At 73.8% G+C, this 14,164-nt stretch carries 16 protein-coding genes; 8 read left to right on the top strand and 8 right to left on the bottom strand.

All coding sequences use genetic code 11. The features are described 5' to 3' along the window. Positions 1–105: 105 nt before the first annotated feature. Positions 106–711 carry a response regulator gene (locus ACIRQY_RS10245; protein WP_403923488.1) on the top strand — a complete coding sequence of 202 codons (606 nt, stop codon included), beginning with the start codon at positions 106–108 and terminating at the stop codon, positions 709–711. 4 nt (positions 712–715) lie between these two features. On the opposite strand, the gene ACIRQY_RS10250 is transcribed toward ACIRQY_RS10245, so the two are convergent. From ACIRQY_RS10250 to ACIRQY_RS10265, 4 genes are all read right to left on the bottom strand, one after another. After that, on the bottom strand, positions 716–2,164 hold the full coding sequence (locus ACIRQY_RS10250) for an MFS transporter (RefSeq protein ID WP_403923490.1): 1,449 nt from the start codon (positions 2,162–2,164) through the stop codon (positions 716–718). An 85-nt stretch (positions 2,165–2,249) separates the two neighbouring features. Next, on the bottom strand, positions 2,250–3,440 hold the full coding sequence (locus tag ACIRQY_RS10255; RefSeq protein ID WP_403923492.1) for a lipid-transfer protein: 1,191 nt from the start codon (positions 3,438–3,440) through the stop codon (positions 2,250–2,252). Between the two features lie 11 nt (positions 3,441–3,451). Next, complete coding sequence (locus ACIRQY_RS10260) at positions 3,452–5,893, bottom strand: acyl-CoA dehydrogenase (protein ID WP_403923494.1); 2,442 nt, start codon at positions 5,891–5,893, stop codon at positions 3,452–3,454. A gap of 255 nt (positions 5,894–6,148) precedes the next feature. Further along, the gene (locus tag ACIRQY_RS10265; protein ID WP_403923496.1) at positions 6,149–6,760 is read right to left on the bottom strand and encodes a DUF6058 family natural product biosynthesis protein; all 612 of its coding nucleotides are present in this window, start codon (positions 6,758–6,760) and stop codon (positions 6,149–6,151) included. 244 nt (positions 6,761–7,004) lie between these two features. Here ACIRQY_RS10265 and ACIRQY_RS10270 point away from each other — a divergent pair, with 244 nt between their 5' ends. After that, entirely contained in the window at positions 7,005–7,466 is a 462-nt protein-coding gene (locus ACIRQY_RS10270; protein WP_403923498.1) for a GyrI-like domain-containing protein, read from the top strand. Between the two features lie 189 nt (positions 7,467–7,655). On the opposite strand, the gene ACIRQY_RS10275 is transcribed toward ACIRQY_RS10270, so the two are convergent. Next, entirely contained in the window at positions 7,656–8,420 is a 765-nt protein-coding gene (locus ACIRQY_RS10275) for a hypothetical protein (protein WP_403923500.1), read from the bottom strand. 206 nt (positions 8,421–8,626) lie between these two features. Next, positions 8,627–9,172 (bottom strand): hypothetical protein, encoded by a 546-nt coding sequence (locus ACIRQY_RS10280; protein ID WP_403923502.1) that lies wholly within the window; start codon positions 9,170–9,172, stop codon positions 8,627–8,629. A 103-nt stretch (positions 9,173–9,275) separates the two neighbouring features. Between ACIRQY_RS10280 and ACIRQY_RS10285 the strand changes: the two genes are divergently transcribed. Beyond that, entirely contained in the window at positions 9,276–9,677 is a 402-nt protein-coding gene (locus ACIRQY_RS10285) for a DUF4259 domain-containing protein (protein ID WP_403923504.1), read from the top strand. A 142-nt stretch (positions 9,678–9,819) separates the two neighbouring features. Here the strand turns inward: ACIRQY_RS10285 and ACIRQY_RS10290 are convergent, their stop codons facing one another. Then, positions 9,820–10,083 (bottom strand): hypothetical protein, encoded by a 264-nt coding sequence (locus tag ACIRQY_RS10290; RefSeq protein WP_403923506.1) that lies wholly within the window; start codon positions 10,081–10,083, stop codon positions 9,820–9,822. Positions 10,084–10,279: 196 nt separating this feature from the next. On the opposite strand from ACIRQY_RS10290, the gene ACIRQY_RS10295 reads away from it, so the two are divergent. Beyond that, a complete protein-coding gene (locus ACIRQY_RS10295) occupies positions 10,280–10,789 on the top strand; it encodes a hypothetical protein (protein WP_403923508.1) in 510 nt (169 codons plus the stop codon). A 51-nt stretch (positions 10,790–10,840) separates the two neighbouring features. Here ACIRQY_RS10295 and ACIRQY_RS10300 read toward each other — a convergent pair whose 3' ends face one another. Beyond that, a complete protein-coding gene (locus ACIRQY_RS10300; RefSeq protein WP_403923510.1) occupies positions 10,841–11,335 on the bottom strand; it encodes a hypothetical protein in 495 nt (164 codons plus the stop codon). Between ACIRQY_RS10300 and ACIRQY_RS10305 the strand changes: the two genes are divergently transcribed. The 4 genes from ACIRQY_RS10305 (at position 11,336) to ACIRQY_RS10320 (ending at position 13,876) form a co-directional block, all read left to right on the top strand. Next, entirely contained in the window at positions 11,336–11,632 is a 297-nt protein-coding gene (locus ACIRQY_RS10305) for a hypothetical protein (RefSeq protein WP_403923512.1), read from the top strand. 222 nt (positions 11,633–11,854) lie between these two features. Then, the gene (locus ACIRQY_RS10310) at positions 11,855–12,001 is read left to right on the top strand and encodes a hypothetical protein (protein ID WP_351786461.1); all 147 of its coding nucleotides are present in this window, start codon (positions 11,855–11,857) and stop codon (positions 11,999–12,001) included. Positions 12,002–12,006: 5 nt separating this feature from the next. Beyond that, the gene (locus ACIRQY_RS10315; protein ID WP_403923514.1) at positions 12,007–13,131 is read left to right on the top strand and encodes a methyltransferase domain-containing protein; all 1,125 of its coding nucleotides are present in this window, start codon (positions 12,007–12,009) and stop codon (positions 13,129–13,131) included. Between the two features lie 325 nt (positions 13,132–13,456). Next, the gene (locus ACIRQY_RS10320; RefSeq protein WP_403923516.1) at positions 13,457–13,876 is read left to right on the top strand and encodes a hypothetical protein; all 420 of its coding nucleotides are present in this window, start codon (positions 13,457–13,459) and stop codon (positions 13,874–13,876) included. Positions 13,877–14,164 lie beyond the last annotated feature (288 nt).

Here is a 14,164-nt window from a genome sequence, read left to right on the forward strand (position 1 = left end):
CGGCAGGCGGCACCCTGGACTAGGGACCGGCGCCGCGCGGCGGGTTCCGGGTCGTCGCGGAACCGCCCGTGGAGACCCCGACCCGCACGAGGGAGAGCCGAGGAAATGATCAGAGTCCTCCTGGCCGGGGACCAGGGCATGACGCGCGGGGCGCTGGCCCTGCTGCTCGGCATGGAGCACGACATGGAGGTCGTCGCCCAGGTGGGGCGGGGCGACGAGATCGTGACGGCGGCCCTGGAGACCCGGCCCGACGTGGCGCTCCTCGACATCGAGCTGCCGGGCCGCTCGGGTCTGGACGCGGCGGCGGACCTGCGGACGGAGGCCCCGGACTGCCGGGTCCTGATCCTGACGACCTTCGGCCGCCCCGGCTGTCTGCGCCGGGCCATGGAGGCGGGGGCGGTCGGCTTCCTGGTGAAGGACGGCCCCGTGGAGGAACTGGCCGAGGCGGTGCGCAAGGCCCTGCGCGGCGAGACGGTCATCGACCCTGCGCTCGCGGCGGCGGCCCCCGGCGCGGGCCCGAACCCCCTGACGGCCCGCGAACGGGACGCGCTGGCCGCCGCGGTGGACGGCGCCACGGTCGCGGACATCGCGGCGGCGCTCCACCTGCCGGAGTCGACGGTCCGCGACCACCTGTCGTCGGCCATCGGCAAGACGGGCACCCGCAATCGCGTGGAAGCGGTCCGGGCGGCCCGGCGGCAGGGGTGGCTGTAGGGATTCACGCCGGTCGGCCGCCGCCCTCGTTCCTCCTGTTCGGCAGCCAGAAGTACATCAGGACGGCGGCGGCCAGCAGGATCGCCGTCGAGACGTGGAAGGCCGCCGCGTAGCCCGGGACCAGGGTGCCCTGGTGCGGGGTGGCCGCCGCCGCGACCGTGGAGAGGACCGCCAGGCCCAGGGCGCCGCCCATGGTGCGGGAGGTGTTCACGAGGCCCGAGACGAGGCCCGCGTCGGACGGGGAGGCGCTGGAGGTGGCGAGGGTGGCCAGCGGGGTGGTGGCCAGCCCGAGGCCCGCCATCATCAGGATGCCGGGGCCGAGGATCGTACCGAGGAAGGTGCCGTCGACGGTGAGCGTGGACTGCCAGGCGAAGCCCGCCGCGGCGAGGAGCGCGCCCACGACGGCCAGGTTCCGCGCGCCGGTCCTCGGCATCAGCAGGGGCGCCGCCTTGGAGCCGAGGACGACGGCGAGGGAGCTGGGGACCAGCGCCAGGCCCGCCTGGAGCGGGGTGTAGCCGAGGACGTTCTGGGCGTATGTGGTCATGAAGAACCACATGCCGAAGGAGGTCGAGCCGCACAGCAGGATCGCCACGTTGGCCGCCGCCACCGCGCGCGTGCGGAAGATCTTCAGCGGCATCAGCGGGGCCGCCGTGCGGGCCTCCACCAGCAGGAAGACGGCGAGCAGGAACACTCCGCCGAGCAGCGGGACCAGGGTCGCGGGGGCGGTCCAGCCCTCCTGTTCGGTCTGGACGATGCCGTACGCGAGGGTGGCGAGACCGGCGGTGACGAGGACGGCGCCGGGCAGGTCGAGGCGGCGGCGTCCGGTGCCGGTGCCGGTGGTGCGGAGCCAGAGCAGCGCGCCCACCAGGACGAGGACGCCGACCGGGATGTTGATGAGGAGGACCCAGCGCCAGGAGAGCAGGTCGACGAGGAGCCCGCCGACGAAGCCGCCCGCCGCGCCGCCGGCCGCGCCGACCGCCGTCCAGGTGCCGATGGCCCGGGTGCGGGCGGCTCCGGCGGGGACGGCGTCGGTGACGAGGGTGAGGGTGGCGGGGGCGAGGACGGCGGCCCCGAGGCCCTGCACGGCGCGGGCGCCGATCAGATAGGCGCCCTCCGGGGCCAGTCCGCCGACGGCGGAGGCCGCGGTGAACAGACCGAGCCCCAGGAGGAACATCGCCTTCCGCCCGTAGAGGTCGGCGGCCCGCCCGCCGAGCAGCATGAATCCGGCGAAGGCGATGGCGTAGGCGTTCAGCACCCACTGGAGGCCGACGGCGGAGAGACCGAGGTCGGTGCGCATCGACGGCAGCGCCACGTTCACGACGGAGACGTCGAGGACGACGAGGAACTGGCCCGCGCAGGCGATCGCGACGACCGCCCACGAGCGGGCCGGGCGTATGGCGGAGGGGGTGGGGGAGGTACTCGTGACGGAGTCGGTCTGCGGCATGGTCGTCATGGTCGCAGACCGCTTCCGCCCCGTACATGGGGATTCGGTCCTACGCCCCCCGGCCGGTACGAACCCCTGCCCGGGGGGGGCGGTCCTACGACCTGCGCAGCAGCGTGACCACGGCGGCGCCACCGAGGCCGATGTTGTGCGCGAGGCCGACGCGGGCTCCCGTGACCTGCCGGGGTCCGGCCTCGCCGCGCAGCTGCCGGACGAGTTCGGCGGTCTGCGCGAGGCCGGTGGCGCCGAGCGGGTGGCCCTTGGAGATGAGGCCGCCGGAGGGGTTCACGACCCAGCGCCCGCCGTAGGTGGTGGCGCCGGACTCGACGAGTTTTCCGGAGGCGCCGTCCTCGCACATGCCGAGCGCCTCGTAGGTGAGGAGTTCGTTGACGGAGAAGCAGTCGTGGAGCTCGATCACGTCGACGTCCTCGATGCCGAGTCCGGAGCGTTCGTACGCCTGGCGGGCGGCGGCCCGGGACATCGGGCGGCCGACGACGTCGATGCAGGACCCGGAGGCGAAGGAGTCCCCGGTGTCGGTGGTCATGGCCTGCCCGGCGATCTCCACGGCCCGGCCGCGCAGCCCGTGCTCGTCGACGAACCGCTGCGACACGACGAGGACGGCGGCGCCCCCGTCGGAGGTGGGCGAGCACTGGAGCTTGGTGAGCGGCCGGTGGACGGTCTTCGCGGCGAGGACCTCCTCGACGGTGTAGACGTCCTGGAACTGGGCGTCGGGGTTGTCCGCCGAGTGCCGGTGGTTCTTGGCGCCGACGGCGGCGAGCTGTGCCTCGGTGGTGCCGTACCGCTCCATGTGTTCGCGGGCGGCGTTGCCGAAGATCTGCGCGGTGGGCGGGGCGGCCTCGAAGCCGTGGCTCTTGGCCATGATCCCGTAGTGCCGGGCGACGGGTGAGGTGGCGAAGTCGCCCGCGCCCGCGCCGCCGCCGAGCGAGCCCCGGCTCATCTTCTCGAAACCGACGGCGAGCACGCAGTCGGCGATGCCGCCCTCGACGAACTGCCGGGCGGTCATGAGGGCGGTGGCGCCGGTGGCGCAGTTGTTGTTGAGGTTGTAGACGGGGATGCCGGTGAGGCCGAGTTCGTAGACGGCCCGCTGCCCGGCGGTGGAGGCCTGGAAGCAGTAGCCGACGACGGCCTGTTCCACGCGTCCGTAGGGGACGCCCGCGTCGGCGAGGGCGGCGGTGCCCGCCTCCTTCGCCATGTCCCAGTACTGCCAGTCCCGGGTCTCCGGCTTCTCGAACCTGGTCGTTCCGACGCCGACGACGTACGCCTTCATCGCGTGCCCTCTCAGTCCCTGGGGAGGCCGAGCAGCCGCTCGGCGACGACATTGAGCTGTACCTGGGTGGTGCCGCCCGCGATGGTGAGGCAGCGGGACATGAGCAGTCCGTGGACGGCCCGTTCGCCGGGGCCCTCGCGCACGGCGCCTTCGGGGCCGAGGAGTTCGAGGCCGATCTCGGCGAGTCTCTGCTGGTGGAGGGTCTGGACGAGCTTGCGGACGCTGGCGCCCGCGCCCGGTTCCAGACCGGACACCTGGAGGAGGGTGGTGCGCAGGCCGATGCACGCGAGCGCGTGCGCCTCGGCGAGGAGCGCTCCGATCCGTACGCGGACGGAGCCGTCGACGGTTCCGGCGCGGGCGATGAGCGCTTCGAGGCCGGTGTCGAAGGCGACCTGGTCGGCCATGTGGACGCGTTCGTTGCCGAGGGTGTTGCGGGCGACCCGCCAGCCGTCGTCGACCTCGCCGACGACGGCGTCGGCGGGGAGGAGGACGTCGTCGAACCAGACCTCGTTGAAGAGGGAGTCGCCGGTGATCTCCTTGAGGGGCCGGATGTCGATGCCGGGGGTGTTCCGCATGTCGACCAGGAAGTAGGTGAGGCCCCGGTGCTTGGGGGCGGCCGGGTCGGTGCGGGCGAGCAGGATGCCGTGGTGGGCCCACTGGGCGGCGCTCGTCCACACCTTCTGGCCGTTGATCCGCCAGCGGCCGTCCTCGGTGCGTTCGGCGCGGGTGCGCAGAGAGGCGAGGTCGGACCCGGCGCCGGGCTCGGAGAAGAGCTGGCACCAGAGGCGTTCGCCGCGCAGGGTCGGGCCGAGGTGTTCGGCCTGCTGGGCGGGGGTGCCGTGGGCGAGCAGGGAGGGGACGACCCAGGTGGCGATGCCGAGTCCGGCGACGCTGATGCCCGCGTCGTCCAGTTCCCGCTGGACGGCGAGCTGTTGGAGGGGTCCGGCGCCGAGGCCGTACGGCTCCGGGAGGTGCGGGGCCGCGTAGCCGGTGGGGGCGAGGGTACGGCGGGCGGCGGCCGGGTCGAGTCCGGCGGCGGGGGCGACGGCGGCGCGGGCGGCGGCACGGTACGGGTCGGCCTCGGGCGGCAGGTCGAGACGGAGGCCGCGCCGGGTGCCGGCGGCGGCGTGCCGGAGGGCGGCGAGGCGGTGCCGGTCGCCGGTGCCGAGGAGCTGGCGGGCGACGACGGCCCGCCGGAGCAGCAGGTGGGCGTCGTGTTCCCAGGTGAAGCCGGTGCCGCCGAGGACCTGGATGCAGTCCTTGGCGCAGGTGTAGGCGGCGTCGAGGGCGGTGGCGGCGGCGAGGGCGGCGGTGAGGGAACGGACGCCGTCGGACGTGGAGTCGCCGGGTCCGGTGGCGGGTCCGGCGGCGGGTCCGGAGCCTTCGGGTCCGGTGGCGCGGTCGGGGCCTGTGCCGTCGGGGCCTGTGCCGTCCGGGCCTGTGCCGTCCGGTGCCTTCTCGTGCGCGGTGGCCGCGCGGGCCGCGTCCCAGGTGAGGGCGCGGGCCTGTTCGAGGCGTACGAGCATGTCGGCGCAGAGGTGCTTGACGCCCTGGAACTGTCCGATGGGGCGGCCGAACTGTTCGCGGGTACGGGCGTGTTCGGCGGCGGTCTCGACGGCGCGGGCGGCGGTGCCGCAGGCGTCGGCAGCGAGGAGGACGGCGGCGAGGTCGTGGACGAGGGGGGTGTCGAGGGCGAGTTCCCGGGCGGCGGGGACGTAGAGGGCGCGGGCGGTGACCTCGGCGGTGGGCCGGGTCGGGTCGGCGCTCTCGTGGGGCCGGACGGCGAGCCCTTCGGCGTCGACGGCGAGCCAGACGCCGCCGTCGGCGGTGGCGGCCCGCAGGACGATCAGATCGGCCTGGGCGCCGCCGAGGACGGGGGGCGCGGTGCCGTCGAGGAGGTGGCCGCCGGTCGTGCGGACGGCGGTGAGGGGGGCGGCGGGAGTCCGGGCGCCGTCCGGTCGGCCGCCGCCCGCGTCCGCGCCCGTACGGGTACCCGTACCGCCGCCCGGGTCCGTACCCGTATCCGGGTCCGGGTCCATGCCCGGGTCCATGCCCGGGTCCATGCCCGGGTCCGTGCCCGTGCCGGTGAAGGCGACCGCCCCGATGCGTTCGCCACGGGCGAGGGCTGCGGCGAGGTCGTGGTGTCCGGCCCGGTGGAGGAGTTCGGCGGCGAGGACGGAGGGCAGGTACGGCCCCGGCAGCAGCGCCCGCGCGGCCTCCTCGACGACGACCGCGAGGTCCCCGAGACCGCCGCCGCCTCCCCCGCGTTCCTCGGGGAGGTGGATCCCGAGGAGCCCCTGTGCGGCGGCGGCGTCCCAGTGGGCGGGGCGGCCGGTGGCGGTGCCGGGGACGTCGAGGTGCTTGCGGACCTCTTCGGGGGGTACGGCGCGGGTGAGCCAGCCCCGGACGGATCGGGCGAGCTCCCGCTGTTCGTGCGTGATGGCGATGCCCATGGGCCGCAGACTAGAACACGTTCCATTCTGACGGAAGGTCAGATACGGGTCGGATGCGGGTCGGGGGTCACCTCGGGCGGACGGGAGCCGGGTCCCGGGCCCCGGGAGACGGGAGACGGGAAACGGGAGACGGGGGCGGACCGGAGCCGGGGGGAGACGGGAGCCGGGCGGGTACGCATCAGGTCCGCTCCGGGCGCGCCGGGGCGGGCCGGGCCGGGGCGCGCCGGGCCGGGGCGGGCATCCGCCCCCGCAGGTTCAAGTCCGGTCGACGCGGAGGGGAAAACGGGCGCGCATCGCGGTGACGCAGGTGTCCCGGGAGGTGGGACCACCGAACCTGAGCCGGTCGTACGTCGTGAACTCCGGCTCCAGCAGGTCGAGTTCATCGATCCGCGCATGCAGTCGCCGCAGCCAGGCGACGGACCCGGCGTCCGGTTCGCCCTCCGCCGCGCCGATCTCCGCCGTCAGGTGCTCCTTGCGCCGGATGGTGGCCGGGGTGACCGAACGCAGGCACACGTACTGGCCGCTGAGGTACGCGGCCCACTCCGCCCGCCCGATGGCCGGATCGGCCCAGTGGCCGGTGAACCATGCTTCGAGCCGGTCCACGCCCCCGGCCTCGTCCGCGAGGGCGAACAGATCGGCCGGGACCATCTCGGCGCCGTCGGAGCGCAGGTAGCCGGGGAGGGGGAGGCGGCCTTCCAGCATCAGGCGGCGGACTTCGTCGCCGTCGCGGGCGCGGTCGGCGCACAGCTCGTCCAGGACGACGAACTGCGTGCTGACGTACGTGTCGTCGGCGCCGGTCATCGGATGGTCGCCGTTGACCTCGCGGAACCGGCGGGTGAGGCGCGCTCTCGGGTCTGTCTCGTGCATGGGCCCCTCCGTGATCACCGGCGGGGCGTGTCCCGCGCCGGATCCGGCACGCTACCCAGGGGACGGTTCGGTACGGGCCGAACCGTCCTGGCGGCAAGCGGGAGCGAGTCGCCACCAGATGCACCCCAGCTCGGCCCGTGCGGTCTCAACTCCTCCCGCACGGGCCACCATTACAACATGAAACGAATTTTATACCTTGCTACCGTTCCCTCCACATCACCCGGAAAGAGAAGAAGGGGAAGGCATGTTCACCGTGGAGGAGATACCGGAATCCCGCATCGCCTACTGGAGGCGGACCGGCCCGTACGGAGAGGCGAACGGGGCACAGATGGAGAGCTTCACGTCCTGGGCCGCCGCGAACGGCCTGCTGCGTGCCGGATCGACCGTCCTGGGAATCGCCCGCGACGACCCGGGCAGCACTCCGGCCCGCGACTGCCGCTACGACACCTGCGTGGTACTGCCCGACAACGCCGGACTCCGTCACCCCGAGGCCCTGGAGGCCCTGGAGGCCCGTCTCGACGGCGGCCGTCACGCGGTCCTCACCGTCGCGCACACCCCCGAGGGCCTCGCGAGCGCCTGGACCGGTCTGTTCGAGAACCTCGCCGCCCACGGCCTCGCCTTCGATCCCACCCGGCCCGTCCTCGAACGCTACCGGCCCCGCCTGCTCGCCGAGCACCTCTGTGAGGTCTGTGTCCCCGTGAGGTGACCGGGCCAGGCCACCGCCGCCCGCGAGGAGGCCGCCACCGGGGGCTCCGCCGGGAAGGTCGCCGACCGTACTGAAGCACGTCGGCGCGGGTCAGGAAGTGCCGGCGCCCGGCGCGGTGGCCGCGAGGGCGGCGGCACCGCCGCAGATGTCGCCGTCCACGGAGCGGGCCACGGGCACGGGGTCACGGGGTCACGGCCGGTCCTCCGTCGTGACGGTGAACGGCCCGGTGGCGGGGACCACGCACGGGTTGACGTCCGACACCTCTCCCGCCGCCAGGCCCGCCTCGCACAGCTGGCCGCCGCTCTCGCGCAGGTCGAGGTAGAAGCGGGTGGTCCTGCCGTCCTGCTGGAGACCGTGGATGTGCTCGTCGATGTAGCCGAGGCCGTTCAGGGCCTTGCGGACCTTGGCGGGGGTGGGCTCCGCGACCTTCTGGAGCGCCCCGAGGATGCGGTATTCGTGCTGGACGCTCGCGCACCAGTCGCGGCGGTTCAACTCCGCCCCGGGTCCGGTGAAAGGGCCGAGTTCGATCGGGTCGGTCGGGGGCGTCTCCCCGGGGGCCAGGCTCCGCACCGGCTCCGTGACGTGGGGAGAGGCGGGCCTGATCGGTTCGGTCGCGGGCGTGTCCCTGGGGGCCTGGCTCCGCACCGGCTCCGTGCCGGTCGACGCCCCGGGCGGTACCGAGGGGTCCCCTCCGGGCCGAGGGCACGTCCGCACCTCGGTGGCGAGCATCGCCTCGAACGCCTTCTGCCCGGGGGACGGCGGCTCGGGGGACGGCTGCGCGGGGCCGCTCGTCCGCGTGTCGACGTTCTTGGCCGACGTCCCCTGCGGAGCACCACCGGCCACCTCGCTTCCGCAGCCGGTGAGCGCCAGGGAGGCGAGAGCGGCGAGAGAGACGGCGGTGAGGCCGTGCCGGTGACGGGCGAACGCCTTTACGGAGAAACGGTTTTGCGTCATGGGTGGAGTCTCCTGCCGACACCGCTGGCCCCGCTTGAGTACACGTACTCATCCCTGGTGGGTCATCTCCCCCGGTCAGCGCTCCTCCGGCCACCGGACCACTCCCGACCACTCCCGACCGGGCCTGACCAGGCCAGGCCCGGCCCGGCCCGGCCCGGGCCCGCACCGGGCCACCGCCACCCGGCCCTCACCCCTCGCCGCCGTCCTCAACCCGCGTCCGGAAACGGCTCCGCGCAGATCACCGCGATGCCCGCCTCGCCCGCCTCGAAGAGGGCGGTCAACTCGCCGGGGCCCGACGACGGGCCGCCGTCGTGGTCGATCAGGAGGACCGGCCGGGGTTCCCCGTCCTGTTCGGCGGGGGCGAAGGCGGTGGCCAGTTCGCGGCGGAGCAGGACGACCCGGTTGTCGTCCTGCGGGTCGGCCGGGAGCGCTTCGGGCAGGGCGCGCTCCTCGTCGGGGGCCGTGAGGAGGACGTGGGCGAGGACGTCCCGGCGGGCCAGGAGCGTCACCGCGAGCAGGCCGGGGATCCGTTCACAGCGGGCGCACAGGTCTTCCGGGAGCAGGTGGAACACCCCTTCCTCGCCCTCGTGGCCCCGGTCGAGAAGGCGCCGGACGAGCCGGGTCCCGGGGTCGTCGGCGTCCGGCCCGAGCCCGAGGAGCACCTCGCGTCCGGCGGGGTCGAGCGAGGGCACGGCACCGATCCACAGGTCGGCGGAGCCCTCGGTGGGGTACGTGTCGCGGTCGGTCGTCATACCGGGATGCAAGCACACCGCCCTGACAGCCGGGGGCCGTTGTCAGTGGCGGATGCCACGATACGGAGACAGGTTCGGGAACGACGGAAAGCGTGGACGCACCATGGGTACCTGGGACATCGGCCCGTTCGACAACGACACGGCGGCGGACTTCTCCTACCGGGTGGACGAGGCTCCGGAGGAGAAGAAGGCGGAGGTGCTGCGGACGGCGTTCCGCGAGGTTCTGGAGACGGGCGACGGCTTCCTCGACTCCGACCTGGGGGTGGAGGCCATCGCCTCGGCCGCCCTGCTCGCCGCGCAGTGCCCCGGCGGCACCCCGGTCACCTCGTACGGACCGAAGGAGCCGCTGCCGCCCCTCCCGGTGGACCTGCGCCCGCAGGCCGTCGCCGCGCTGGACAGAGTCCTCACCGGCGAGTCCGAACTGCTGGAACTGTGGGAGGAGTCGGACGGCGACGCGTGGAAGGCGGGCGTCCTGAAGCTGCGGGGGGTGCTGGCGGGGAGCTGACCTCCTCGGGCAGGAGGCCGGGGGGCCGGGGTCTCAGGGCCAGGGGCTGGGGGCCGGGGGGCCTCCGCCCCACGGCTGCTGCCATCGGGTCGCCCCACGGCCGCCCGGCGACCCGATGGCAGCCGGGTCCGCCGGACAGTCCTCAGCGCCGCTTCCGCTTGTACAGCAGGTAACCGGCGCACGCCAGGGCGAGGCCGATCATGATCAGCCCGAGGCTGGCGTACTCCACCGTCCGCCACAGCACGCTCGGGACGATCCGGCACGACGTCCCCTCGCACTCCCACAGGACCGCCGCGTCCCGGTTCGCGTACCACAGGGCTCCCAGGCCGGGCAGGATCAGGGCCAGCCCCCAGAGGAACAAGGCACGGGCCAGACGCACGTATCCCGGCATTCCGGTGTCCACCATGGGGTCATCGTCCTGTCGATCGTCTCCGGGGACAAGACGCCCGAGCGCGGCGCCCCGGACCATCGCCTCCAGGCACGGCCCCGGGAATGCCTTCTCCCCTCCAGCCTTGCTGTTCACAGGAGTTCGGGGCGTCTGCCAGCATGAGGGCCATGGCGAGAGAGACGTCGACGCACGGCATACGACCCGGGGTCGCGCCGTGACGGGCGACGGGGTGCCCGAGGCCGAGGGTCCGGTGGACCGTCCGGCGGGATTCTTCGAGCAGCCGTTCTGGACGGCGCTCGGGCTCCTGGTCGTCTGTGCCGGTCCGGTGATCCTGCTGGCCGGTGTCAGTGGGTACGTCCCCGACGAGGACAGGTTCGGCCTCGTCGTGACCGGCCTCGTCTGGACCCCGTTCACCGTGGTCGTCCTGGTCCTGGCCGTCGTCGGCACCGTGCGGGACCGGCGCGTGTGGCGCGAGCTGGAAACGGCCGGGGTGCGCGTCATGGGCGAGGTGACGTCCGCCCGGCGGGTGTGGTGCGGCGAGGACCGCTGCACCCGGGTCCGGATGCTGGTCACGGTGCCGGGCCGACCACCGTTCGCCACGAGCCACCTCGTCCACGGGGAGGAGATCGTCGAAGCCGGGACGCGCTTCACGGTCGACGTGCACCCGACGCGCGACCTCTTCCGGCTGGTCCCCGAGCCGTCCACGGGCGGGGCCTCCCGGTAGTACGTCCCCGGCGGGCGGCGTTCCGGGCGGGGCGGCCCCCCTCACCCGGGCTCACCTCTCGCCGTCCGCAGGCCGGCCGGACATGTCTCCGCCGTCGCGGACGTCACCACGGGCCCTGAGGGCGGCGAGCCGGACGGACCACTCCCGTTCGGCGACGGCGAGGCCCCGCTCCAGCGTCTCGGCGAACGCCGTCCGGCTCACCGACACCGCCGTCGGCTCACGCGGGGCTTCGACGCCCCCGGCGGCGCCACTCTCGTACACCCGGCAGACGAGGTGTACGCGGTCCCCCTCGGGGAACGCGAGCGCCGTCACCTGGTGGGTGCACTCCCCCCAGTCCAGGAACTCGCACCGTGCGAGCGCCGTCTCGGCCTCGGGCGTGAGGCCCGCACCGGCGTCGTCGTCCATCCAGCTCTCGGCGAGGCGGAAGAACGCGGACGGCGAGGTGAACAGCACCGGCGGCACGGTCGGCGTGCGCAGGCGACCGAGCTCGTCCCTGAGCTTCTTGACCAGCAGCGGCGGATAGAACGCGTTGTCCCACGCGTTCACATGGAGCCCGCCAAGGAAGACGTCGACGCACAACAACTGCGGGTCCCGTTCGACATGGAACTCCAGACCGAACCCGGTCCGCGACCCGAACGCCACAACTGCCTCCCCGACACAGACACCGACGCCGACGCCGACGCCGACGCCGACGCGAAGAGCGGAACTGGAACCGACACCGGCACCGGCACCGGCACCGGCACGAACACCGCCGCCCCACCACCCCGCCACTCCGCCCACCCCGCCCACCCCGCTCCCGCCACTATGCACTCCGCCACCGACGGCGGGGCGGCCATCGGGTGAGGGCCCCGCACGGACGCGGTCACCGGCAGGTGGCCCGCGCGCCGGTCGCACGCCGGTCGCGCGCGCCCGGCGGCGCCCCGGCCTGCGGAACCGGCCGACACGCCATCCCGGCCGACCACCCGCGCGGTCCCGGCCATTCCGGGTCCCCGGGCGGAACAATGCGTTATCTCCGTGTCCCTTTCGGGCACGCCCGGCTCGACGGAGCCATCAAGGAGGTCGAGCATGGCGGACAAGAGCACGCCCGGCGCGGACGGCAGCGGTGAGCGCCGGAAGCCCGATCCCCCGCTCTCCCAGGGCACACCGCCCCCGGGGAATTCCGACGGGAAGGTCCCGGCGTCACCGCCGCCGAGCGGCAAGCGGCGCCGGTAGCGGCCGTGGGGACGCTGGAGGAGCGGCGCGCGGCGGGCGCGGCCGTGATGGACGAGCGGAAGCTGTGGCCGAGGGAGCCCGACGCCGCCTGGGTCCGTGAGGCCGTCACCGGGCTGCCACGCGACGCCTTCTGCCCGGACCGGCTGTTCGTGTGGGACGGGGACTCCGCCTACGTGCCCGTGGACCGTGGCACCGACCGGGACGGGTGGGCGCGGGCCGTCCACCCGGACAGCCCGTTCGACGGCACGGTCACACAGATCGGCGCGGACGGGCTGCCGTCCTCCAGCGTCTCCTGCGTCACGGTCGTCGCCGACATGCTCGACTCGCTCGTCCTGGAAGAAGGCCAACAGGTCCTGGAGTTGGGTACGGGGGCGGGCTGGAACGCCGGGCTCCTCGCGCTGCGGGCCGGGCCCGGACGGGTGGTCAGCGTCGAGATCGACCCCGGTCTGGCCTCCGCCGCCGGGGCCCGGCTGAAGGCGGCGGGGCTCGATGTCGACGTACGGACGGGAGACGCGGCCTCCGGCGCTCCCGACCGTGCTCCCTACGACCGGGTGATCGCCACGTACGCCGTGGAGCGGGTGCCCTGGGCGTGGGTGGCGCAGACCCGGCCGGGCGGGCGGATCGTCACCCCGTGGGGGCGGCTCGGTCATGTGGCGCTGACCGTCGCGGACGACGGGCGGCGGGCCGAGGGCTGGGTCCAGGGCCTGGCCACCTTCATGCCCGCCCGGGGCGTCGGCCAGGGGCGCTCGCTGGACGCGGTACGGGCGTCCGCCCCGGTCACGCGGGAGACGACGGTACGGCGCGATCCGGCGCCGCTCACGGAAGGGCACCTGCTCTTCGCGCTGCGGGTGAGCCATCCCGCCCTCCGGGTCTTCGCGGACGGCTTCACGGTCGCCGTGCACGACGGCGTCTCCTCCTGGGCGGTGGCCCGGCCGGGGACGGACGGGCTCCTCCGGGTGACCGGCGGCGGCCCCGAGGACGTCTGGGCGGACGTCCTGACCGGCTGGGACCACTGGACCGCCCAAGGCTCCCCGGAACTGTGGGACTTCGGCATGACGGTCACCCCGACCGAGCAGACCGTCTGGCTCCACGACCCGCAGAAGGGGCCCTACGCGTCCCCCGTCCGCTGACACGGGCGCGAGGTGGTCGATGCCCTGGCGCGGGCCACCGAAGAGACGTTCCGTTCCCACCCGGACGCGGCGATCATGCTGATCTTCCCCCGGGGTCGGCCCCCAGGCGGGTGCCCGCATTCTGGCGGGACCGGCGATCGAGGCGGCAGAGCGGCAGCACACCAGCGTGGCCGGAGAGAAGACGGTCGCCCCTGTTCCTTGCCGCCATGAGCAGCATCAGTCGCCGCCCAATGGAACCTCATGCCGATCGCGAACCTGATCGACCCAAGCCGACTTCTCAGGGAAGATCCCATCAGCACTGACTCATGACGCTGAGGAGATTCCTGTGATCACGCAAGGAGTACGGGTCACAGGCCGGTGCAGTTCCTGCGGAGGCACGACGACCTGCGATGTCGGCCAGTTCTTCGACCACGGCATGCTCTGTTGGGGCACCGAAGGACGATGCGCAGACTGCCCGAACACATGGTGCGAGAAAGACAGCGGCCTCGTCACGCCTGAGAACATTCGAGAGGTGCTGCTGCAAGCACACGGGCCGGCGCGGTTGCGCCTGTCTGGTGACGTGCCGAGCCTTGTTCCAGTGCTGCAGGCCCTCCGCGATGCACATGAACTGTCCCTGGGCGAAGCACGAGCGCGGGCAACGGAACTCGCCGAGACCGGTCTCATCGGCACGCTCGTCGAGATGGAAGTCCTGGCGGTTCACCTCCGGAACCGAGCCATTGCGGTAAGCGTTGAATCAGCTGCGTAGCCCCGTCCGGGCAACACCCGCGCGGCTTGACAACGGCATTGAGAAGTCTTTCCTCGGCCCAAGCCCTGTGGCAGGAGGGGGCACACCACCGGTCGAGCCGGTCACCCTGTGGGGCGGAGACCGCGCGTGATCGTGGAGTCCTTGATGGGAGGCCACCGCCGGACGGGCGCCGGACCGGCCACCCCCTGGCGCCTGCCCGTCCCGCGCCGAGGAGCGGCCCGTTGCCCCGCGCTTCGGCCTCAGACCGACCGCAGCCGCCACCGAGGCGTCTTCACCTCGATCCTCCCC

Origin of the sequence: Streptomyces sp. NPDC101490 (assembly GCF_044767145.1) — a bacterium.
Classification (GTDB): Bacteria; Actinomycetota; Actinomycetes; order Streptomycetales; family Streptomycetaceae; genus Streptomyces.

Coding starts and splice junctions, on each gene's coding strand:
- ACIRQY_RS10245 (WP_403923488.1), top strand. CDS start 106: ATGATCAGAGTCCTCCTGGCCGGGGACCAGGGCATGACGCGCGGGGCG.
- ACIRQY_RS10270 (WP_403923498.1), top strand. CDS start 7,005: ATGTTCACCGTGGAGGAGATACCGGAATCCCGCATCGCCTACTGGAGG.
- ACIRQY_RS10305 (WP_403923512.1), top strand. CDS start 11,336: ATGGAGCCCGCCAAGGAAGACGTCGACGCACAACAACTGCGGGTCCCG.
- ACIRQY_RS10265 (WP_403923496.1), bottom strand. CDS start 6,760: ATGCACGAGACAGACCCGAGAGCGCGCCTCACCCGCCGGTTCCGCGAG.
- ACIRQY_RS10250 (WP_403923490.1), bottom strand. CDS start 2,164: ATGACGACCATGCCGCAGACCGACTCCGTCACGAGTACCTCCCCCACC.
- ACIRQY_RS10290 (WP_403923506.1), bottom strand. CDS start 10,083: ATGGTGGACACCGGAATGCCGGGATACGTGCGTCTGGCCCGTGCCTTG.
- ACIRQY_RS10280 (WP_403923502.1), bottom strand. CDS start 9,172: ATGACGACCGACCGCGACACGTACCCCACCGAGGGCTCCGCCGACCTG.
- ACIRQY_RS10260 (WP_403923494.1), bottom strand. CDS start 5,893: ATGGGCATCGCCATCACGCACGAACAGCGGGAGCTCGCCCGATCCGTC.
- ACIRQY_RS10310 (WP_351786461.1), top strand. CDS start 11,855: ATGGCGGACAAGAGCACGCCCGGCGCGGACGGCAGCGGTGAGCGCCGG.
- ACIRQY_RS10275 (WP_403923500.1), bottom strand. CDS start 8,420: ATGACGCAAAACCGTTTCTCCGTAAAGGCGTTCGCCCGTCACCGGCAC.
- ACIRQY_RS10285 (WP_403923504.1), top strand. CDS start 9,276: ATGGGTACCTGGGACATCGGCCCGTTCGACAACGACACGGCGGCGGAC.
- ACIRQY_RS10255 (WP_403923492.1), bottom strand. CDS start 3,440: ATGAAGGCGTACGTCGTCGGCGTCGGAACGACCAGGTTCGAGAAGCCG.